Origin of the sequence: Glaciimonas sp. PAMC28666 (assembly GCF_016917355.1) — a bacterium.
Taxonomy (GTDB): domain Bacteria; phylum Pseudomonadota; class Gammaproteobacteria; order Burkholderiales; family Burkholderiaceae_D; genus Glaciimonas.
In genome coordinates, this window is sequence record NZ_CP070304.1 from 4,623,002 (window position 1) to 4,645,847 (window position 22,846).

Below are 22,846 nucleotides of genomic sequence, written 5' to 3' on the forward strand. Positions count from 1 at the left end.
AGTCTTCGGAGGTGCGGGCGGTTCGAATCCGTCGCTGTTTGCTTCTGCCATTTTGTTTTTGAGTTGCTGGTTCTTTTTGATCGTTTCTGATCAGTTAACAAATATTTCCAGTCCAACTTTAAACTCTCTGGAAGGATCAATTATGAATAATATATATTCTAATAAAACAGTTACATTCGCGGTTTTTGGGTCGTTGTTCGAAGTATTTTTCGCTCTTACGGCAGGGATGACAGCGAACGGTATTAGCCCTCACCTATACAGCAACCTCGATTGTTGGAGGTTGCTCTTTGGCTGATTTAGATGGTCACAAACTGGGCTGACTGCAACGTGGATTTACTAATAATCCGTTTCGCCATCAAACGCCATTTGAAGAGCGCTCATGCGTGCCCGCGTTCCTGCGTTCGCACTACTTAACGTCCACAACATAGTCTGCGTCATTGTGTTGAAATGTGTATCCGCCAGTTTTAGACCAGCTAAGACCGTTGTGGATATCAGGACGCCGTCGCAGCGGCCTTCTTTCACATATTTTTCAAATAACCGCCGGTGCCTTTCAATGAAGGCTGCATTGAGTTTTGCCAAAAAATCTGATGTTTCATTATAAGTGAGACCCTCGAGTATGACGTCCTCAGGGGTAAGGTCGTCCAAGTTAAACGCTACGATCCCACCAATGAAGCTCTGAGCAGAAAGTTGTTTTACCCCCTTACGCATTTGGGCTTCTACACTCTTTTCTGAATACACCTTCTTGCAAGCAACGGGATGATTAACACCAGCAAGATCAATTATGATATCGGGCGGATCGACTAACTTCGCAGAGAGCCCGTGATTACGACAAAAAGACAAGAGGACCAACTCCCAAAGGTGGTCCTTTCCCTGCGAACACAAGCGCAGGGACAAATCTACATTTTTTTTTGCAATACGCTCAAGGCACAGATAGGCTGCCGGGTCGGCCCGTACTTCTATAATGGCCTCTGCAATACGATTTGCGTGCATGGCAATAATCGCACGTCGGGTGCTATCGTACTTCTTGCCCTCGTCCAGGTCCTTGACTAAGTTTTCCGCGTCTCGCAGGAGTTTGCCTAGAGTGCTGTCTTGATGGAGGCGAATGCCGCGCTCTTCCAAAATCGCCCTTACAGATCTCGCCCGGTCTGCAACTTCAGCATAAGTCGCCTTTTTGACAGGGTTATTCTCGCGCCCGTTTACTGAGGGGGCTAAACGAACTTTGACCTGGCTCTCGACTCGGGTTATACGTAACGTTTCTTCATTCATCTCAGATCCCCAAGCTTGAGTTAGTTGTCAGATAATACATTAAATGTTTATCGATTAGTGCTCAATTTTTGCAGAGCATCCTAATGCTAAATGTTAGCGGCAAAGGACTATGCGAAATGCGTCGGATTCCGAAAATTGGCTATCAACTGTTTGTTGAGAATGGCAAAATGTTTTAGGGGCCTATGCAAAAAAGTTTCAACGCTTCAGTTTTGGAAGCTGGTTCCAATCGGTCGTATATTGGGGTGTTTTGTTATCGAAGCGCGCTGCCCAGCGTCCCAATCCCCCGGCAGAGCCAACTTGTACCGTATCTCGCCCGTATTGTGCGTTCAGCGCATCAAGCGCGAACATGACAGCGGGCGAATGCTTGGCTTTAGGTCCAGCATCAAATAAGGCCCCTTGTTGGATTGATCCGGAATAGATGTCCATCAGCATCACACCCGCTTTTTTATACTTAAAACCCTCGCGGAATATGTGTTTCAATCCGTGGAGTGCTAGACCAGTTAACGTGCGCACGTCGTCTGATGGTTCCTGTAACGATATGGTGATGCCGTTGTTATACTGAGGATCATCTAATCGAAAGCGGTCTGTTTCCACGAACACGTGAATCGCACCACAGACAGACTTTTGTCGACGTAATTTTTCTGATGCGCGTGCCATGTACATCGACACGGCTTCGTCCAATTCTTTGATCGTCATTATTGCTGTGCCAAAAGACCGGGACGAGACAATCTGCTTCCTTGGTGGCGAAACCTCTTCTAATGCTATGCAAGATATGCCGCGCAACTCATTGCAGGTACGCTCCATGACGACGCCAAATTGTTCGCGCAGCGCTTTCGGAGGACTGACTCTTAACTTCTGGACCGTATCGATGTGCATATTGCGCAGCCGGTCGCTGATCTTGCGCCCGACCCCCCAGACTTCACCGACGTCAATGTGACTCAGGACTTCATCAATATCATCGCTGTGCATACAGGCGAGGTCGCATACGCTATTAAAAGATGCTTGCTTCTTGGCTATGTGGTTAGCCATCTTGGCCAGCGTTTTGGAATGCCCGATCCCGACGCATACCGGTAGGCCTGTCCATTGTTTGACGTGATGCCGGATGGCTTGCCCCATGTCAGTCAATGTCGGCCAATGTCCAGCCATGCCGTTCAGGCTGAGAAATGATTCATCAATCGAATAGACCTCTACCTCGGGACTGTACTCGCGCAAGATCGTCATGACGCGGTTGCTCATATCGGCATACAGCGTGTAGTTTGACGACAGCGCAATGATGCCGTGCTTGCGCGCCAGATCCTGCAACTGAAACCACGGCGCGGCCATCTTGACGCCCAGTGCCTTCACTTCATTGGACCGTGCCACTGCACAGCCGTCGTTATTCGACAAGACAACGACTGGCTTTCCTTCCAACCGCGGATTAAAAACGCGCTCACAACTTACATAGAAATTGTTGACATCGACCAGGGCAAATAACTGGGGAGGTGTGCCGCCCATGATCAGACGGCAAACTTCCGCACTACACCGGCCACCACGCCCCAAATTTGCAAGTCATCGTCCTCCGTTATCCGGATAACTTTGTAAGCCGAATTCTCAGGCCGTAATTCCACAACGCCGCGCCATCGATAAAGCCGCTTCAACGTGAATTCATTGCTGATCACGGCGACGACGATATGACCGTGCTTGGGTTCAATGGAACGATCAACCAGCACCCGGTCTCCCGCGAGGATGCCAGCGCCGGTCATACTGTCACCCTCAACCGTAAAGTAAAACGATGCAGCCTTATGCTTTACAAGGTAAGTGTTGAGGTCCAGCGTTTCTTCAACGTAGTCAGCAGCGGGCGAGGGGAAGCCAGCCGGTACCTTGATGAGAAACAAAGGCAGAGAGGAGGCGACAGGAGCCAACGGGGCTTGGCAAGGGTGTTGTACCAGGCTAACTGGACTGCACGTCTGCGTGCTTATTATTGGGCTCATGGCGCGGTATATTTATACTGTATGGATATACAGTATCGTATCACCTTTGAGCCATGGCGCGCAACTATCCCCACGCCACGCCTGCCCGCTAAATTGGGTGGTTTTGACTCAAATTTTCAAAAGTGATGCACATAGGAGAAAACTGCCTTCTAACGGCAATTTTAGGCAACAAAAGATGACGCAAAGTGACGCACCTAGAAGGGTAAAAATCGCCACGCGTAGAAGGCACTCGGAAAGATCGGGGAAGTCCCAGGTCGGGCTCGGGGAAACGGTAACCTTGGTAACCATACCCTATTTTTTGATGTAAGTGATTGATTTATATAGCTTTATGGGGTTACCTTTTAAAGGTAACCTTGGGTAACCTAAAAGGTAACCTTCCTCTAAGTCATTGATATATATAAGTATTATTTTTTTTCTATATTACCTTTTTAAAGGTAACCTCATTACCCCATAGTTACCCCGATGTTACCTTTTGCCGATTTAGCTAAACCCTTACCCAGTAAGGCTTTGCGGCCGATTTCCAAAAAAGGTTACCAATGTTACCGTTTCCCCGAGGGGTAGCACATTTTGGCGAGGTGCCAGAATTGGCTTCAAAAAAAATGTTCTTTTGATACGCTTAATTCTTACAAGCGTGGCGGATAGATGAGTCGGGCTTTTAGGCCAAAGGTCTCACTCACATTAGGAATTTCAATTGGGACTTAGTACCCGCTTGTGCCGGAATATTGAGCATCCCGATCTATCGAATGGATACGAACTCGACCGGCCGGACTCGCACAACTTGTCGCCATTCGCGCTACAAATATAAGACAAGGGAAGAGGGAAAATTTTTTTGCCGGACAAAAACTGGCCACCAAATATTAAGGGTAGATTTGGGATTGGAACGATCTAAAATGAAAAACGCAGCCTGCATATTATACGGTTGTATAAAATACAGTGCTGCGTTTCCATACAGGGTTTTAGCTAACCCTTTGATTCTAATGGTCGGGACGGAGTGATTCGAACACTCGACCCCTTGGACCCCATCCAAGTACGCTACCAGGCTGCGCTACGCCCCGACTACCCTGTTATTATATCAGGGCAGGGACGATTTAATCCAGCCGGATTGTGAAAGTCCCAACTAAATTACGTCGTTGCATCGTCCTCAATCTGCGACTGAAGGTTAGGCCGCCAAAGTTAACTTCACACATCTTATGACCATAAAAATTAGCCAGCATTTTGATGGTGGCGCCATCGTAGTTTTGCGTGCGGAACAGCCGCAACATATTGAATTGAATATTCGCAGCGATTCGCATGCGGATTTTACGCAGTGGTTTTATTTTCGATTGCAGGGCGCGCGCGGTGAGGCTTGCAATATTAGTCTGATGAATGCCGGGCAGGCTACGTACACCAACGGATGGAAAGATTATCAGGCAGTTGCCAGTTACGATCGTGAGATCTGGTTCCGTGTGCCGACTACCTTTGATGGCCAGGTTTTGCGCATCGCGCATACGCCTGAGCACGACAGCGTGTACTACGCTTATTTTGAGCCCTATACCTGGGAGCGCCATTTGAGATTGTTGGGGCGGGCAGGGCATTCACCGCTGGTCGCCATTCATGATTTGGGTTCTACGGTAGATGGCCGGGATCTGAATATGCTGGTGATTGGGAATCCATCTGCGGCAAAAAAAGTGTGGGTGATTGCGCGTCAGCATCCTGGTGAGACAATGGCAGAGTGGTTTGTTGAGGGCATGGTCGATGCGTTGCTGGATGCTGCTAATCCGCTTGCTACGCGGGTGTTGCAGGAGTCGGTATTTTACATGGTGCCGAACATGAATCCGGACGGATCTGTGCGGGGTAATTTGCGGACGAATGCTGATGGCGCTAACTTGAATCGTGAGTGGATGACGCCGTCGATGGAGAGTAGTCCTGAAGTGTTTTTAGTTAAAAACAAGATGCACGAAATTGGTTGTGACCTCTTTTTGGATGTGCATGGCGATGAGGCTTTGCCGTATATTTTTGTTGCGGGTTCCGAGATGTTGGAAGGATTTACGGCAGAGCAGGCGTTGGAGCAAAATAAGTTTATCGCCGATTTTGAAAGCGCTAGCCCTGATTTTCAGAGTAGATATGGTTATGGCGCTGGAAAGTACAAAGCAGATATGTTGGCGCTGGCATCGAAATATGTTGGTCATACTTTTAAATGTCTGTCGCTGACATTGGAACTGCCATTTAAAGATAATGCCAATTTACCGGATGTTATAAATGGCTGGAACGGAGCACGTAGTGCACGACTTGGCGCGGCCTGTTTGCAACCGATATTGAAGGCGTTTGCCTAAGAGATTGTCGGGAGATGTAAAAAATTGCCGCGCGATTTAATTTGTCGTCGCGGCAAATTTTTTAACAGTACGGTTTGCAACGGATAGGCAAATCCGCCTTAGTGAAAATGCGCCGATCCGCTTGGAGGGGCATCCTCCGGCATTTCGGGATGTACCAGCTCGCCTTCCGGGTCTGCGTAAAATGGCGAGCCGCAGTCGTCGCAGAATTCCATTGCGAACAGTTCGTCATGACGTTGGATGTCGTTGATGCCGCATTCGCGCAGAAGCGACAGAATTTGCTCCAGCGGAGTTTGGGTTTCGGAGTCCATTGCGGTAGCGTCCGCGGTCTCTTCGATAGCCTCCTCTTGTCCGTACAGCGGCCAGACCACGCCGTATATGATCTCGGAGGTTTGCCCTATGGAAAAACCTATCCGGTATTCATCCACACGATCACTTTCTGGCTCTTCGCTAAATCGGCCGATGGTCACGTGCAGGTCTTTGCTTTCTATCTCCAGTGTCGTTGCGAGGTAGTAACTGGCTGCACGTAAGGAGACTGGGCGTATTTGCTTGTCGCCCTCCCGGCAGGCTACAAAATAGGCTTCCGGCAATAATAAATCGATGCCGCATCCCGGTAGCAGACGACTTATGCTCGGCGTTACCTGTGCTTGCCAATGTTCAAGTGCGACCGCCTTTTTCGTCGCGGTGCCGGAGGTGCCGATGCTGGTCACGCTGGATGCGCCAGGCTGCCAGCAAAAGAACGCATGACCGGTGGGAACCACGAGCGTGGCTAACAGATAACGGGTGTCGGCTAGAAATGGTGCCGTTTCGGGTGCGTTGGGCGGGTTGGTAACCACTACGCCTGTGAGCGCTGCCTGCGTCATACGCTGCATCAACGTGTACGTATCAGCATGGGAGCGCGGTAATTGATCAATGGCGTATAGGGTTGGCATGAGGGCGACGAGCACACCCGGCGCCAGAATATGGGCGTGCAAATGACCGGTGAGCGTCACCACCATGTCAGGAGGAACGTTGCCGGATGCAATGGAAAAGCGGGTCCATGCCAGGATTGGTATGGCGATCAGGAGCGTGTCATACCGTATGCCATTTTGCTCAATGACCGATGATTCACTGCATGCTTCGACTGCATCCATCAAAGCGTCATAAGCGTCGGCCTGGTCGGGGAATAACTGTTCCAGTGCGCTGTCAATGGGCTCTTGGTGATGACTCTTCAGGAGCTTATTAAGATGGGTATCAATATCATGTTCCCAGGCGCGCTGCTCCATGCGACTGGACGCGAGTACGAGTGCTTGGGCGAGTTCAGTCAATCGGTGGCTGTCAGCAGAGAACTTACGAGGTGTTTTAGACGGACGGCGCATAGTGGTATTTGATACTTGGCGTAAAGAATGAGGCAGAAGACTGCCGAACTATTTTAGTTCCATTGTAGTGGAGTATGGATGCCGGGACGAAAAAAAACGCCGGACCAATTAAATAGTCAGACGTTCTTGTTGACAAATGTATTAAGCGTTTCGTTCCAGCCCAAAATTTTTTTGAAAGGCATATAAGGAAGTCGGGGGCCTTTACCGCTACTCAGCCCCCGACTTCTCAAAGCACTTTACGCAGCCAGCAACTGACGCAACACGAATGGAAGAATACCGCCATGCTTGTAGTAGTCGACTTCGATTGGTGTATCGATGCGCAGCAAAACTTTTACTTCCTGGATGTCGCCATTGGTGCGATGAATCACCAGTGTTGCATCTTGTTGCGGTTTGATTTCACCGTCGATACCTTTAAGGTCAAAGGTTTCGTCGCCAGTGATGCCAAGTGTCACAACGCTGTCTTCACCAAGGAATTGCAGTGGCAATACACCCATGCCGACCAGATTCGAGCGGTGAATACGCTCAAACGAACGTGCAAAAACTGCTTTTACGCCGAGTAGCTGCGTACCCTTAGCTGCCCAGTCACGTGATGAACCTGTACCGTATTCTTCACCAGCGAAGACCATGGTAGGAACGCCATCGTTCACATATTGCATCGCTGCATCGTAAATCGACATTTCCACAGCGGCTGGTTGATGCAGCGTGATGCCGCCTTCAACCCGTGAGCCATCGGGCGTAGCCGGAATCATCAAGTTCTTGATACGCACGTTAGCAAAAGTACCGCGCATCATGATTTCATGGTTACCACGGCGTGAACCGTACGAGTTGAAATCGGCTTTCAACACGCCATTTTCTGCCAACCACTTTCCAGCTGGGCTGGATTCTTTGATCGCACCGGCTGGTGAGATATGGTCAGTAGTGATGGAGTCGCCGAACACACCCAATGCGCGCGCGCCGGTGATACCAGTCGCGGCCGGTTTTGGTTCCATGGTGAAATCTTGGAAGAACGGAGGTTCTGCAATGTAGGTCGAGGTCGGCCAGTTGTAGACTTCGCCTTGTGCTACGCCTTTGATGCCTTCCCACAGTTTGCCCGGTGCGCCTTTGACGTCTGCGTAGTTTGCCTTGAAAGTTTTGGCATTCATCGCAAATTTCATTAGCTTGGCAACTTCTTGCGAACTCGGCCAGATGTCGCCCAGATAAATATCTTTGGCTTTTCCATCTTTGCCCTTGCCACGGCCAACCGGTTCCGTCATCAGATCCCGCGTCATGTTACCGGCAATGGCGTAAGCCACAACCAACGGCGGCGATGCCAGGAAGTTAGAACGAATGTTCGGATGGATCCGCGCTTCAAAGTTACGGTTACCAGACAAGATGGCTGACGCAACGACGTCGTTCTTAACAATTGCTTCGTTCATTGCTGGCGTCAAATCACCAGCGTTACCGATACAAGTGGTGCAACCGTATGCGGTGACGCCAAAACCGAGTTTTTCCAGGTACGGAAGCAGACCGGCAGCAGTCAGGTATTCAGTCACAACGCGCGAGCCAGGCGCTAGCGAGGTCTTGATGTGCGGAGAAACTTTGAGGCCCGCTTCAACTGCTTTTTTAGCCAGCAAACCAGCCGCCAGCATGACGCTTGGGTTCGATGTGTTGGTGCATGAAGTGATCGCCGCGATTAATACATCGCCGTTCATCAGGCCAACGCCGTCGCCGTTTACATATTTAGCGTCGAGGTCTTCTGCTTTCTTGTTGAAGCCACTTTCTGCAGCAGACTTACTGAATAGTTCAGCGAAGTTATTTTTTACATTGCCGATTTCGATACGATCTTGTGGACGTTTCGGACCCGCCAATGATGGTGCAACTGTCCGCAAATCAAGCTCGATGACAGTGGTGTAATCGATGTCGCCTTCTTTTGGAATGCCAAACAATTTCTGTGCGCGGAAATAGCCTTCGAAAGCTGAGATTTCGGCTTTGCTACGACCAGTACCCTTGAAGTAGTCAAGCGTTGCTTCGTCAACCGGGAAAAAGCCCATCGTTGCGCCGTATTCCGGTGCCATGTTGGCGATGGTTGCGCGATCCGTCAGGCTGAGAGACGCAGTGCCTTCGCCGAAGAATTCAACAAATTTGCCAACAACTTTTGCTTTACGCAGCAGTTCTGTAATCGTCAGCACCAAGTCGGTTGCGGTGCAACCTTCGCGCAATTGGCCGACCAGGTTGACGCCGACGACATCCGGTGTCAGGAAGTAGACCGGTTGACCCAGCATGCCCGCTTCGGCTTCAATACCGCCAACGCCCCAACCGACAACGCCGATACCGTTGATCATGGTGGTGTGCGAATCTGTACCGACCAATGTATCTGGATAGAAAACGTCACCTTTTTTATGCACGCCGCGCGCAAGGTATTCAAGATTGACTTGATGGACAATACCAAAGCCCGGAGGAACAACACCGAACGTATCAAATGCCTGCATACCCCATTTCATGAACTGGTAGCGCTCGTTATTGCGCTGAAACTCCAGTTTCATGTTCAAATCAAGGGCTTTCTTTTCGCGGAAATGATCGATCTGTACAGAATGGTCGACGACCAGATCAACAGGAACCAAAGGCTCAATGTTTTTTGGATCTTTGCCGAGTTGTGCGGCAACGTTACGCATCGCAGCCAAGTCAGCCAGCAGAGGTACACCGGTAAAATCTTGCAGCACAACACGAGAAACCACGAAAGGAATTTCTTCGGTACGCGCGCCAGTTGCGCTCCACGCAGCTAGTTGGCGAACATGTTCTTCCGTTACTTTCTTGCCGTCGCAGTTACGTAGCACTGATTCCAGGACGATACGGATAGAGACAGGAAGGCGAGAAATATTGATGCCAAGCTTTTTTTCAAGTGCAGGCAATGAATAAAATTTGCCCTTCTTGGTATCGGAAATTTTAAATTCCTTGAGGGTGTTCAACGTGTTGCGGGACATGGTTTCTCCTTAATTTACAATCTGAGTAAAACGGTACTTAGGTCGCTTTTTGGTACTGTTTGAGGCGGTAATCGACGTTCTTTTTACGTGCAGCTTTTGAAACGGAACGTTAAAACGCGCGTCTCTTACACACTTATTTTTTTCAATCTTCAAAAATACCAAAAAGATACTTTGAATGCTGCTGTACCACTTACAAAATAATATGGCAATGACATGAATTTAAGCCAACTGCGATGGCTACCCTATGCAAGCATCAATGCGATCATTTTCAACTTCATGCCGTATAAAATGACCGCATTTAATGTTTGTTAGCCGTGGACTGGTTCCGCTATAAGATTGGCTGCCGGTGCCGTCGCCGGGGCTGCATTTTGCTCCGGTGATTTACATTCGTTCGCCAGTTGCTGTCCTTTTTTAGAGTCCAGCAGCATACCTTTGGCCGGAATACCGATCCATACCAGGCCGTACTTGTGATTTTCAAATCGATCGGCACCGGTTGTCGTTGCAACATTGGTCAGGCGGTGCAGCGTTTTTCCCCAGCGTAAAGCAATGTGCTTAGGATCTGCCGCGTTGCGATAGATGGTTAACTTATTGCCTAGCTCGCAATTGTATTCAATCGCGACATCGACTTTGATGTCCGGAGTACCTTCGTCTTCGCCGTCATCTGCTTCGACAGCAGGGATAGCTTTCTTGCCCAGCGTTTTTTTAACAACCTTTTTCTTGACGATTTTTTTCGTCGTCTTAGGCTGATCCGCTGAGGTTTGAGCGAACGAGGTCAATGGTGCCGTTATGATCAGGCTGGCACACAGCAAACCGAGGAGTGATAAAGTTTTTTTCATATTGGGTGAACTGATAGTTGGTCAGTTATTAATTACGTCGAATTGCGTCGAAGGGCGCGCTACAATATTGGTAAGGTGAAAAAAGTGCAATGTTTAATGTATAAATAAGCTATTCGCAAGCGGCGGCAGCACCACGCCATTGTTTTTCGCTCGCTGTAAAACGGTCCAGTAATACCGATAACTGGCACGGTCATGCAAGGTGCCGAGATACTGGGTAGGACCCCAATCCGCCTTTTGGGCGGCAAGTAAAATGTGAGTCGCTTCGCTCACTTCTGTTTCCGTTGGAGAAAATGCGCTCAAAATAAAGCGTATTTGTTGCGGGTGGATACTCCACATCCGCGTATAACCGAATTCGGTTTTGGCACGATGAGCGTCTTCTGCCACGACTGCGCTATCGTTGATTTCTGTTGTGACGTTATGAGAAGGTGCCTTTCCATGCGCATGGCAGGCAGCAGCTATCTCGAGCTTGGCGCGCGTCACCAAAGCGTGGGTGAACTGACCTGGCGAGCGCATGGCACTGCCAGGAATTGCGCCATAGTGCGCTGATACAAAATCCATAATCCCGAATGACAAAGATTCAACCTGGGGCAGGGCAGCAATCGCTGCTAAATCTGCCAGCGCACCGTGCGTTTCGATCAAAACGTGTATGGGTAAATTTTGACGACCTGCGTGTTGACTATGACGGTTAATCAGTTCTATAGCAGTGCTGACATCGGCCAGGCTTTCCGCTTTCGGTAACATGAGATAGGCGAGGCGCGTTGCCGCCGTCTGACAAATGATCTTTACATCTTGCTCGAAAAAGTTGCTGCTGATGTCATGCACGCGCGCGCCAATGCGATCAAAACGATTCTCGGTGCTGGCGATAACCTCAGCTACCAGTTGGGCATGGCCGATTTCATTGCCGGCTGCTGCTCCGTCCTCGCAATCGAACGTAATATCAAAGACTGCGCCCAGCTCGTGCTGAAGGGCGACCGACTTGCGCATGAGTTTTTCGGAACCGGCGTAGTGGTCACATGCCGGTAACAAGACCGGTGGATGTTTGCCTAGGAATAAAACCTCGGTAGGGTGCATGCGACTTAGCTTGATTGAATGAACTGAATAGGGGTATTGCGTGCGAGTTGCAATAACGACGCGGTAATCTTTAAGAGCTATTAAATCGCTAAAACTAACGATAATTTTAACTTTTAACTACGAAAAAATTAACTACAAAAAATAAATACAAATTTAAAAAGCGAATCTATTGTTACTACCAATTTTTAAAATCAACCACGATAAATCAACTACGAACTATATAACTCAACAGAACTGACGAGGGCAAATCGAACGGAATTCGCCAACGCCAGTTTATTTGGACATAACCGTCATTGGGTCACAATGGCAGTTACATCTTCAGGCGGGTGATTAACCAACCAGGTGTTTCACGCCTTCACGCTCTTCCAACAGTTCGTTCAACGTAACGTTGATACGCTCTTGAGAGAATGCGTCGATTTCAAGGCCTTGAACGATGGTGTATTCGCCGTTTTCGGTCGTAACCGGGAAACCGAAGATTGTGCCTTCAGGAATGCCGTATGAACCGTCAGATGGAACGCCCATGGTTGTCCACTTGCCGTTGGTGCCAAGCACCCAGTCTCGTACATGATCGATTGCTGCGTTGGCTGCCGATGCCGCTGACGATAAGCCGCGTGCTTCAATGATGGCTGCGCCGCGCTTGCCAACTGTCGGCAAGAACACGTCTTTATTCCATTCATGATCGTTGATCAAATCTTTTACCGACTGGCCGTCAACTGTCGCGTAGCGATAGTCTGCATACATGGTTGGCGAGTGATTTCCCCATACGAACATTTTTTCGATGGACGCAACCGGCTTGCCTGATTTAGCAGCGACTTGTGACAATGCGCGATTGTGATCCAGGCGTAGCATTGCGGTGAAGTTTTTTGCTGGCAGGTTAGGTGCCGATTTCATCGCAATGTAAGCATTGGTGTTGGCTGGGTTGCCAACAACAAGTACTTTGACATTACGTGAAGCGACTGCATCTAGCGCCTTGCCTTGTACGGTAAAAATTTGCGCATTGGCTTCAAGCAAATCCTTACGCTCCATGCCAGGGCCGCGAGGACGTGCACCGACCAAAAGGGCAACGTCAATATCCTTAAATGCGGTGAGTGGATCACTGTGCGCAGTAACGCCAGCCAGCAATGGGAATGCGCAGTCGTCGATTTCCATGATGACGCCCTTTAGTGCTTTTTGGGCTTTTTCGTCAGGAATTTCTAATAATTGCAGAATGACTGGTTGGTCTTTTCCGAGCAGGTCGCCATTGGCGATGCGGAATAGAAGGGAGTAACCGATTTGTCCAGCGGCGCCGGTAACGGCAACACGCATTGGGGTTTTAGCCATGTTGAATCTCCAGAGTGGTGATGAAAAGCGTAATCTGTAATGCTCAACCTATTATGATACCGTCGAAAACAGCGTCCGTCAGTTTGTTTCGGTAAGAACGGCAAACTGGCCGCCCAGTCAACGACGCTGCAGGACTAAAAAAGGATCGCACGGTAAAAAATTCTTATACTACGACTGCATAAGAGGGTGATTCAATAAAATGTTTCTGTGGATAAAAACACATCCGCCGCCCAATATTGCCTCGTAGCAGAGGTTTCCCGCGAGTGTAGGCTCACGAAGTTCTTCTGTCAATCACTATCTTATATCTTATATAAGACATCTTACCGGGGCATTTTCTACTGGACTACATGGGTGTTTATGTGTTGAAATCCCATGTTATGAGTTCCATCCCCTCCAATATTAATAGCACTGATCCAGTTAACGCCGGCAGTGCCGCCGCCTCCGCAACATCGCCCACCTTTAGCCCCCTCTATCAACAGATTAAAGCGCTTATTATGCTGCGCCTGCAATCTGGCGAGTGGAAGCCCGGCGAGTTGATTCCGAGCGAAGTAGAGCTTGGAAATCGGTTCAAAGTCAGTCAGGGAACCGTTCGCAAGGCGATTGACGAATTGGCAGCAGAAAATTTGGTGGTTCGGCGACAGGGGAAAGGCACCTTTGTTGCGACGCACCATGAGGACAAGGCGCAATTCAGATTTTTGCGTCTGATGCCCGACGATGGACAACCAAAACCCGCAGACAAAAGAGTGCTCGAACTGAAGCGTTTACGCGCTCCCGCAGAAATCGCGCGCCTTTTAAACATGAAATCCGGTGATTCTGTAGTATTCGTTAAGCGCGTTATGTCATTTGAGGGTGCGCCGACGATTCTTGAAGAGTTGTGGCTGCCGGGCGCTATCTTCAAAAGCTTGACATTGGAGCGGTTGGTTGAATATCGAGGGCCGATGTATGGCCTGTTTGAAACCGAATTTTCAACCCGCATGATCCGCGCTACCGAGCAGATACGTGCCGCAAGTGCTGATCTGGAAGTAGCGCAGTTATTGTCCGTGCCGCCCATGTCGCCTCTTTTGAGCGTAGAGCGAGTGTCATTTACCTATGGCGACAAGCCGGTCGAGGTTCGGCGCGGCTTATACGTTACGGGGCACCATCATTACCAGAATGAATTAAGTTGAAAGTATTGAGGAGACTGGCTAAGGGATGTGGCCTGCATGCTGCGTGCCATCATTTATCTGAGCGCTCGCCTGTAACGAAGTTGTAATCAAGCAATAAATACATTTTTGCAAGTAATTTAGCTGAATACTTAATAACTAATGGTGTGCTGCAGCAAAATAAGCGAAAATCACGCAATTGTTTTAAAACTGAGGAGAACCCTGTTATGCCTGAAGTCGAAGCCGAAAAAAATCAGCGGCCACAATTTCGCAATATTCACATAAGTCAAATTATGGGATACCGCTTGCCTCTGGCAGGTTTTATTTCGATTTTGCACCGAATCAGCGGCTTGTTGATGTTTTTACTATTGCCTTTTATTCTGTTCCTGCTTGATACCAGTCTCGTATCGGAAGGTTCATTTGAATACTTTAAGGGCATTACGTCCAACTGGTTCGTGAAACTGATCATTCTTGCGCTGTCCTGGGCTTATCTTCATCACTTTTGCGCTGGTATCCGTCACCTGGTGATGGATAACCATATCGGTCTCGACAAAGATAGCGCGCGTAAATCTGCGGTCGGCGTATTTGCAATTAGTCTGCCGCTGGCGCTAGTGGTCGCATTAAAACTGTTCGGAGCATTCTAAAAATGGCGAATAATAATATTGGATCCAAACGCCTGGTCGTCGGCGCACATTACGGTCTGCGCGATTGGCTTGCGCAACGTGCGACAGCGGTTGTGATGGCGATTTATACCGTTATTTTGTTGATCGCGTTTTTGACCGCAAGTGATTTTAGTTACCAGGGTTGGTCGGGCTTGTTCTCGCATCAATGGTTTAAGCTGGCGACTTTCGTCGCGCTCATGGCGCTGTTTTTTCACGCCTGGATTGGCGTGCGCGATATCTGGATGGATTACGTTAAACCGGTCGCTCTGCGACTGGTATTGCAGGTTGCCACAATTTTGTGGCTAGTCGGTTGTGCCGGATGGGCGGCGCAGATTTTGTGGAGAGTGTAATCGTGGCAGCTATTAAATCCACAATTCCTACACGCCGCTTTGATGCGGTAATCGTTGGTGCCGGTGGTTCCGGTATGCGTGCTTCGCTGCAGTTGGCGGAAGCTGGTTTGAATGTCGCCGTGTTGTCGAAAGTTTTCCCTACGCGCTCGCACACCGTTGCCGCGCAAGGTGGTATTGGTGCGTCTCTCGGAAATATGTCCGAGGACAATTGGTACTGGCACATGTTTGATACAGTCAAGGGTTCAGATTATTTAGGTGATCAGGACGCAATTGAATTCATGTGTCGCGAAGCGGCGAAAGCCGTGTATGAATTAGAGCATTTGGGTATGCCGTTCGATCGTAACGCTGACGGTACCATTTATCAGCGTCCGTTCGGTGGTCACTCGGCGCATTTTGGTGAAAAACCGGTCGCGCGTGCTTGCGCCGCTGCCGATCGTACCGGTCACGCGTTGTTGCATACGCTGTACCAACGCAACGTACGTGCCAAAACCCACTTCTTCGTTGAGTGGATGGCAATTGATCTGGTTAAAGACGCTGACGGTGATGTGTTAGGCGTGCTCGCACTCGAAATGGAAACTGGCGAAATCATGATGCTGGAAGCCAAGACGACTGTCATGGCAACCGGTGGTGCTGGCCGTATCTGGGCGGCGTCAACGAACGCATTTATCAATACCGGTGACGGTATGGGTATGGTGGCGCGTGCTGGTATTCCGTTGGAAGATATGGAGTTCTGGCAGTTCCACCCGACGGGTGTCGCTGGTGCTGGTGTACTGATCACTGAAGGTGTTCGCGGTGAGGGCGGTATTCTCATCAACTCAGAGGGCGAGCGTTTCATGGAGCGTTATGCGCCGACGCTGAAGGACTTGGCACCGCGTGACTTCGTGTCGCGTTCGATGGATCAGGAAATCAAAGAAGGCCGCGGCTGTGGCCCAAATAAGGATCACCTGATGCTGGATTTGCGCCACATTGGTGCCGAGACCATCAAAAAACGCCTTCCTTCGATCCTGGAAATCGGCCACAAGTTTGCTAACGTCGATGCGCTTAAAGAGCCCATCCCGGTCGTACCAACTATCCATTATCAAATGGGTGGTATCCCGACGAACGTATACGGTCAAGTGGTCGTGCCGAAAGACGGCATTCCTAATGCGATTGTCAACGGTCTTTACGCGATTGGTGAATGTGCTTGCGTATCAGTGCACGGTGCTAATCGTTTGGGTACCAACTCGTTGCTGGATCTGGTCGTATTCGGTCGCGCAGCGGGGAACCATATCGTTGATAGCAAGCTCAAAGAACGTAACAACAAGCCGTTGCCAGCAGGTGCAACTGATGCTGCCATGGCGCGTGTTGCAAAGCTCGAAGCCAGCACGGGTACTGAACGCGTGCAAGATGTTGCCAATGATATTCGTAAAACCATGCAGCATTATTGCGGCGTGTTCCGGACTGACGAATTGCTCCAACAAGGTTACAAAGAAATTATGCTGCTCGATGAGCGTCGTAAGAATGTTTCCTTCAAAGATAAGTCGATGGTTTTCAACACCGCGAGGGTTGAAGCGCTGGAACTCGACAACATGATCGAAGTAGCTAAAGCGACCATTACAGCCGCCGCCGCCCGTAAAGAATCACGCGGCGCTCACGCGCATCGCGATTACGAAAAGCGCGACGATGAAAACTGGATGAAGCACTCGTTGTGGTACTCCGAAGGTAATCGTCTCGATTACAAGCCGGTGGTCACAAAACCGCTGACGGTTGATACGTTCAAGCCAAAACCACGTACTTTCTAATAAGGTCTAGCCATGTCACGTACAGTTAAATTCAAAATCTATCGCTACGATCCGGACAAGGATACTAAGCCTTATATGCAAGATCTGACGGTTGAACTTTTGCCGACGGATAAAATGTTACTGGACGCGTTACAACGTATCAAGGCCGATGTTGATGACTCATTGTCATTACGTCGTTCGTGCCGTGAAGGCGTTTGCGGCTCTGACGCCATGAACATCAACGGTAAGAACGGTCTGGCATGTACGACTAATCTGAATGAATTGTCAGAGCCAATCATTTTACGGCCGTTACCTGGCTTGCCGGTGATCCGTGATCTGATCGTCGATATGACGCAGTTCTTCAAGCAATATGATTCAGTGAAGCCGTATCTGATCAACAATAGCATTCCTCCGGAAAAAGAGCGTTTGCAAACACCTGAGCAGCGTGAAGAGCTGGACGGTCTGTACGAGTGTATTCTCTGTGCTTGCTGTTCAACATCTTGCCCGTCGTTCTGGTGGAATCCAGACAAATTTGTCGGTCCAGCCGGTTTGCTGCAGGCTTACCGTTTCATCGCTGATAGTCGCGATGAAGCAACCGGTGAGCGCCTGGATAATCTGGAAGATCCGTATCGTTTGTTCCGCTGCCGTTCAATCATGAATTGCGTCGACGTCTGTCCTAAGGGGTTAAACCCGAATGCAGCAATTGGCAAAATCAAGGAATTGATGGTTCGCCGCTCGGTGTAAATGCGATTGGCAATGATCCGTCGATAACGGATCATTGCTGAGCGCAAACTTTTCTGGTTCGTTTTATTTGCTGCAAAAATTGCGAGCGAATACCTGGCAAACTTCGTATAAGTTAGCCAGTAAGTGCCGTATCAAACCTTCAGTGGCTATCACAGCCGCTGCGCTAATTGGAATACACTAAATCATGACCGTTACCCACCAAGACGATCCCGCAAAGCGCGCAAGATTGCGCTGGCGCGCGCGGCGCGGCCTTTTGGAAAATGATTTAATTCTCACCAGATTCCTGGATGCTAATGAGTCGAACATGACAGATGACGACGTTGATGCCTTCACGCGATTAATGGACTTATCCGACGGTGATCTGATGAATTTGCTAATGGGACGCAACGAGGCCGAGGGCGAAGTGGATTTGCCCCAGGTACATGCTTTGGTAGCGCGATTACGCGTAATCTGAGCAAGAACAAATCCGTCATAGACGGCATTTGTCGTTGCGATGCATTAGGTGTGCATGCGGAATAGCAGTGCGTACAAACGTCTTTTATGTTCGATTCAAGCATCACCTGTTAAAAGAGGGAAGAGCCATGACCAACGCTGAAACTAAAGCCACACTATCATTTTCTGATGGTAGCCCATCGATCGATTTTCCGATCTACAAAGGTACCGTCGGTCCTGAAGTAATCGATATCCGTAAGTTATATGGTGCGACTGGAAAGTTCACCTATGACCCCGGTTTTATGTCGACCGCAGCCTGTAATTCATCGATTACTTATATCGATGGCGACAAAGGCGAACTACTTTATCGCGGATATCCGATCGAGCAATTGGCGGTTAATTGCGACTTTTTAGAGACGTGCTATCTTTTGTTGAATGGCGAATTGCCGACCGAAGCTGAAAAAGCAACATTTGATGCCACCGTGACGACGCACACGATGGTGCATGAGCAAATGCAATTTTTCTTCCGCGGCTTCCGCCGTGATGCGCATCCGATGGCCGTTTTAGTTGGTACAGTTGGCGCTTTGTCATCGTTCTACCATGATTCGTTAGACATTACTGATCCGCGTCACCGTGAAGTGTCGGCGATTCGTTTGATCGCCAAGCTGCCAACTTTGGTCGCAATGGCGTACAAATATAACGTCGGACAGCCGTTCGTTTATCCACGTAACGACTTGTCATATAGCGCGAACTTCATGCATATGATGTTTTCAACGCCATGCGCAGAATACAAAGTCAACGAAGTCCTGGTTCGCGCTCTGGATCGTATTTTGATCCTGCACGCTGATCACGAACAAAACGCTTCGACATCGACCGTGCGTCTGGCTGGTTCGAGCGGCGCAAATCCGTTTGCCTGTATCGCAGCTGGTATCGCTTGTTTGTGGGGCCCTGCCCACGGCGGCGCCAATGAAGCGGCCCTCAACATGCTGAAAGAAATTGGCACCGTCGATAATATCCCTGAGTTCGTTAAGCAAGTTAAGGATAAAAATTCGACCGTTAAGCTGATGGGCTTCGGGCATCGCGTCTATAAAAATTACGATCCGCGCGCAACTTTGATGCGTGAAACCTGCTACGAAGTGTTGGCCGAGTTAGGATTGGAAAACGATCCTTTATTCAAGCTGGCAATGGCACTCGAAAAAGTCGCGCTAGAAGACGAATACTTCGTTTCTCGCAAGCTGTATCCGAATGTCGACTTCTATTCAGGGATCGTTCAGTCGGCGTTAGGCATTCCGGTTTCCCTATTCACTGGAATCTTTGCAATGGCCCGCACCGTAGGCTGGATCGCTCAATGGAACGAGATGATCTCTGATCCTGAACAAAAAATTGGTCGTCCGCGCCAATTGTTCATTGGCTCTCCGGCACGCGATGTGGCTGCAATCGAAAGTCGTACTGCAAGCAAGTAATACTAGTAAACATAAAAGCGAATCGAATGATTCGCTTTTTTTTGCATTGTTGAATAGGAGTTATGCTATTCTACTGCATCAACAGTTTTGATCGGTTTGCAACGGATAGCTTCAGATTTTGTATTGCTTTCTTATTTGAAGTGGCAACGATGACAAAGTCGCAAAGTGTGAGCATACGGTCAAAGCAGTTTGCGTTGATTAAAAAGAATACAGTAATAAATAGTTGTAATTTGATCCCTTCCCCACAACTTGATGTGCAATCCGCTAACCGGTCAGGCCGTGTCGCGGAAGGTTTTGTTAACCCGCTAATCTCGCGATACGCGAAGAAAGGTGAGCAAGATGATGCAGCAATATGGCTCTAATTCGTATCTCTTCGGAGGTAATGCACCGTACATTGAAGAACTGTACGAGTCGTACCTCGATAACCCCGGATCTGTTTCAGATAACTGGCGTTCGTATTTTGACGCCATGCAACATGTACCTGCCCTCGATGGCACAGATAAGCCTGACGTCGCCCATGCCACGGTAGTTGCTTCATTTGCCGAGCGCGCAAAGCAAGGTCCTATTCGGACAATTTCCGCCTCAGCTGACGCTGAAATGGGACGCAAGCGTGTCGCAGCAACACAACTCATTGCCGCTTATCGATACCTCGGTTCGCGCTGGGCCAATCTGGACCCATTGCAGCGCCAGGAACGTCTGGCAATTCCTGAATTAGACCCGACTTTCTACGGCTTCACCGATGCGGACATGGATATCGTGTTCAACATCAGCAATACCTATTTCGGTACAGAGACTTCCACACTACGCGACCTGTTGAATTCATTGCGCGATACTTATTGCCGTTCGATCGGCGCTGAGTATATGTATGTCAGTGATCCGACTGAAAAGCGCTGGATACAGGAACGTCTGGAATCGACGCGTTCGGCACCGACGCTGACGGTCGAAAAGAAAAAACACATTCTGGAACGCCTGACAGCCGCTGAAGGATTAGAGCGCTATCTCCATACACGTTATGTCGGCCAGAAGCGCTTCTCGTTAGAAGGCGGAGAAAGCTTTATCGTCTCGCTCGATGAAACCATCCAGCGTGGCGGCGAAAAGGGTATTCAGGAAATCGTTATCGGTATGGCACATCGCGGCCGCCTTAACGTTTTGGTGAATACCTTGGGCAAGATGCCACAAGAGTTATTTGCCGAGTTTGAAGGTAAGCACGGTGACGATCTGCCAGCCGGCGACGTAAAGTATCACCAGGGCTTCTCATCAGACATTACCAGCCCGGGTGGACCGGTTCATTTGTCGTTGGCATTTAACCCATCGCATCTGGAGATCGTCAACCCTGTAGTAGAGGGTTCGGTAAAAGCGCGTATGGAACGCCGGGGCGATAAAGACGGTGCCCAGGTATTGCCAATTCTCGTCCATGGCGATGCCGCATTTGCAGGTCAGGGCGTTGTAATGGAAACGCTGAATCTGGCGCAAACCCGTGGTTATGGCACTGGCGGTACCGTTCACATTGTCATTAACAACCAGATTGGTTTTACCACTTCTGATCCGCGCGATTCACGTTCGACGCTGTATTGCTCGGACGTGGTAAAGATGATTGAAGCGCCGGTATTGCACGTCAATGCAGATGATCCGGAAGCTGTCGTTTTCGCTACGCAAATTGCACTCGACTATCGCGTCGAGTTCAAAAAAGACATCGTGGTAGATATCATTTGCTTCCGTAAGCTTGGTCACAATGAACAAGATACGCCAGCATTGACACAACCGCTGATGTACAAAAAGATTGCTCAACATCCTGGCACGCGCAAGGTGTACGCCGACAAATTGACCGCGCAAGGTACCATTGCAGCCGGTGAAGGCGATGCGATGGTTAAAGCTTATCGCGATGCAATGGATGCCGGTAAGCACACCGTCGATCCGGTCATCACGAACTTCAAGAGCAAGTATGCTGTTGACTGGCTGCCGTTCCTGAATCGCAAGTGGACTGATGCTGCTGATACTGCTGTACCGCTAACCGAACTGAAACGTCTGGCCGCCCGCATTACAACTGTGCCTGACGACTTTAAGGTGCACGCGCTGGTCGAAAAAGTACTTAACGATCGCGCAACGATGGGCCGTGGTGAGCTCAACCTCGACTGGGGTATGGGCGAGCATCTGGCCTACGCATCATTGGTGTCCTCCGGTTACACGATTCGTTTGACAGGGCAAGATGCGGGTCGCGGTACTTTCGTCCATCGTCACGCGGTATTGCATGATCAAAACCGTGAGCGTTGGGACGCCGGTAGTTACATCCCTCTGCAAAATGTCTCTGATCAGCAAGCACCGTTCAATGTTATCGACTCGGTGTTATCTGAAGAAGCTGTATTGGGATTTGAGTATGGCTATTCGACAGCGGAACCAAATACTTTAACCATCTGGGAAGCACAGTTCGGCGATTTCGCTAACGGTGCTCAGGTTGTTATTGACCAATTCATTAGCTCCGGCGAAGTGAAATGGGGACGCGCATCGGGTCTGGTCATGATGCTGCCGCATGGTTACGAAGGTCAAGGTCCGGAACACTCGTCCGCACGTCTTGAGCGCTTCTTGCAACTATGCGCGGATAACAACATGCAGGTTGTTCAGCCAACTACTTCCGCTCAAATTTTCCATTTGTTACGCCGTCAGATGATTCGTCTGTTCCGCAAGCCGCTGATTATCATGACACCGAAATCGCTGTTGCGTAATAAGGATGCCGGTTCGCCATTGTCTGATCTGGCGAAGGGAACATTCCAGACCGTCATAGGTGAAATCGATGACAAGATCGAGGCTAAGAAGGTCAAGCGGATCGTCGCCTGTTCCGGGAAAATTTATTACGATCTGATGAATGCGCGTAAAGAGCGTGGTCAAACTGACGTAGCGATTATTCGTCTTGAACAACTGTATCCGTTCCCGCACAAGGCATTTGCCGCTGAATTGAAGCAGTTCCCGAATTTCAATGAATTGGTTTGGGCGCAAGACGAGCCGCAAAACCAAGGTGCATGGTTACAGATTCAGCATAATATTTTTGAAAATCTGGGCGATGGTCAAAAACTTGCCTATGCAGGTCGTCCAGCCAGCGCATCTCCTGCTGTTGGATATTACGACAAGCATTATGCACAACTAAAAACATTGCTTGACACTGCATTTTCAAAGCTCAAAGGCTTTGTACTTACCAAATAACTGAAGCA

At 49.4% G+C, this 22,846-nt stretch carries 17 protein-coding genes and 1 tRNA gene; 9 read left to right on the plus strand and 9 right to left on the minus strand.

The annotated features are described in order from the left end of the window. Positions 1–336: 336 nt before the first annotated feature. The 4 genes from JQN73_RS19890 to JQN73_RS19905 form a co-directional block, all read right to left on the minus strand. On the minus strand, positions 337–1,266 hold the full coding sequence (locus tag JQN73_RS19890; protein ID WP_205320657.1) for a hypothetical protein: 930 nt from the start codon (positions 1,264–1,266) through the stop codon (positions 337–339). A 195-nt stretch (positions 1,267–1,461) separates the two neighbouring features. Then, positions 1,462–2,760: a Y-family DNA polymerase gene (locus tag JQN73_RS19895; RefSeq protein ID WP_205320658.1), complete on the minus strand. Its 1,299-nt coding sequence runs from the start codon at positions 2,758–2,760 to the stop codon at positions 1,462–1,464. Between the two features lie 2 nt (positions 2,761–2,762). Beyond that, positions 2,763–3,167, minus strand: coding sequence for a translesion error-prone DNA polymerase V autoproteolytic subunit (locus tag JQN73_RS19900; RefSeq protein WP_240162337.1), 405 nt, complete (start codon positions 3,165–3,167; stop codon positions 2,763–2,765). 1,047 nt (positions 3,168–4,214) lie between these two features. After that, a tRNA-Pro gene (locus JQN73_RS19905) sits at positions 4,215–4,291 on the minus strand. A gap of 135 nt (positions 4,292–4,426) precedes the next feature. On the opposite strand from JQN73_RS19905, the gene JQN73_RS19910 reads away from it, so the two are divergent. Beyond that, positions 4,427–5,548, plus strand: a complete 1,122-nt coding sequence (locus tag JQN73_RS19910) for a M14-type cytosolic carboxypeptidase (protein ID WP_205320660.1) — start codon at positions 4,427–4,429, stop codon at positions 5,546–5,548. A 98-nt stretch (positions 5,549–5,646) separates the two neighbouring features. Here JQN73_RS19910 and JQN73_RS19915 read toward each other — a convergent pair whose 3' ends face one another. The 5 genes from JQN73_RS19915 to JQN73_RS19935 form a co-directional block, all read right to left on the minus strand. Then, a complete protein-coding gene (locus JQN73_RS19915; RefSeq protein ID WP_205320661.1) occupies positions 5,647–6,903 on the minus strand; it encodes a DUF2863 family protein in 1,257 nt (418 codons plus the stop codon). Between the two features lie 236 nt (positions 6,904–7,139). Continuing rightward, positions 7,140–9,863: an aconitate hydratase AcnA gene (gene acnA, locus JQN73_RS19920; protein WP_205320662.1), complete on the minus strand. Its 2,724-nt coding sequence runs from the start codon at positions 9,861–9,863 to the stop codon at positions 7,140–7,142. A gap of 308 nt (positions 9,864–10,171) precedes the next feature. Further along, entirely contained in the window at positions 10,172–10,699 is a 528-nt protein-coding gene (locus tag JQN73_RS19925; RefSeq protein WP_205320663.1) for a hypothetical protein, read from the minus strand. Between the two features lie 93 nt (positions 10,700–10,792). Then, on the minus strand, positions 10,793–11,770 hold the full coding sequence (locus JQN73_RS19930) for a CoA ester lyase (protein ID WP_205320664.1): 978 nt from the start codon (positions 11,768–11,770) through the stop codon (positions 10,793–10,795). A 330-nt stretch (positions 11,771–12,100) separates the two neighbouring features. After that, positions 12,101–13,090 (minus strand): malate dehydrogenase, encoded by a 990-nt coding sequence (locus tag JQN73_RS19935; protein WP_205320665.1) that lies wholly within the window; start codon positions 13,088–13,090, stop codon positions 12,101–12,103. A gap of 377 nt (positions 13,091–13,467) precedes the next feature. Between JQN73_RS19935 and JQN73_RS19940 the strand changes: the two genes are divergently transcribed. The 8 genes from JQN73_RS19940 (at position 13,468) to JQN73_RS19975 (ending at position 22,838) form a co-directional block, all read left to right on the plus strand. Next, the gene (locus tag JQN73_RS19940) at positions 13,468–14,256 is read left to right on the plus strand and encodes a GntR family transcriptional regulator (RefSeq protein ID WP_205320666.1); all 789 of its coding nucleotides are present in this window, start codon (positions 13,468–13,470) and stop codon (positions 14,254–14,256) included. A gap of 203 nt (positions 14,257–14,459) precedes the next feature. Beyond that, positions 14,460–14,876: a succinate dehydrogenase, cytochrome b556 subunit gene (gene sdhC / locus JQN73_RS19945; protein ID WP_205320667.1), complete on the plus strand. Its 417-nt coding sequence runs from the start codon at positions 14,460–14,462 to the stop codon at positions 14,874–14,876. A gap of 2 nt (positions 14,877–14,878) precedes the next feature. Further along, on the plus strand, positions 14,879–15,244 hold the full coding sequence (gene sdhD, locus JQN73_RS19950; RefSeq protein ID WP_205320668.1) for a succinate dehydrogenase, hydrophobic membrane anchor protein: 366 nt from the start codon (positions 14,879–14,881) through the stop codon (positions 15,242–15,244). A gap of 2 nt (positions 15,245–15,246) precedes the next feature. Beyond that, complete coding sequence (sdhA, locus tag JQN73_RS19955) at positions 15,247–17,025, plus strand: succinate dehydrogenase flavoprotein subunit (protein ID WP_205320669.1); 1,779 nt, start codon at positions 15,247–15,249, stop codon at positions 17,023–17,025. A gap of 12 nt (positions 17,026–17,037) precedes the next feature. Further along, complete coding sequence (locus JQN73_RS19960) at positions 17,038–17,748, plus strand: succinate dehydrogenase iron-sulfur subunit (protein ID WP_205320670.1); 711 nt, start codon at positions 17,038–17,040, stop codon at positions 17,746–17,748. Positions 17,749–17,932: 184 nt separating this feature from the next. Next, positions 17,933–18,202 carry a succinate dehydrogenase assembly factor 2 gene (locus JQN73_RS19965; protein WP_205320671.1) on the plus strand — a complete coding sequence of 90 codons (270 nt, stop codon included), beginning with the start codon at positions 17,933–17,935 and terminating at the stop codon, positions 18,200–18,202. A 127-nt stretch (positions 18,203–18,329) separates the two neighbouring features. Next, positions 18,330–19,643 (plus strand): citrate synthase, encoded by a 1,314-nt coding sequence (gene gltA, locus JQN73_RS19970; RefSeq protein ID WP_205320672.1) that lies wholly within the window; start codon positions 18,330–18,332, stop codon positions 19,641–19,643. Positions 19,644–19,982: 339 nt separating this feature from the next. Beyond that, a complete protein-coding gene (locus tag JQN73_RS19975) occupies positions 19,983–22,838 on the plus strand; it encodes a 2-oxoglutarate dehydrogenase E1 component (RefSeq protein ID WP_205320673.1) in 2,856 nt (951 codons plus the stop codon). The last annotated feature ends 8 nt before the right edge of the window (positions 22,839–22,846 follow it).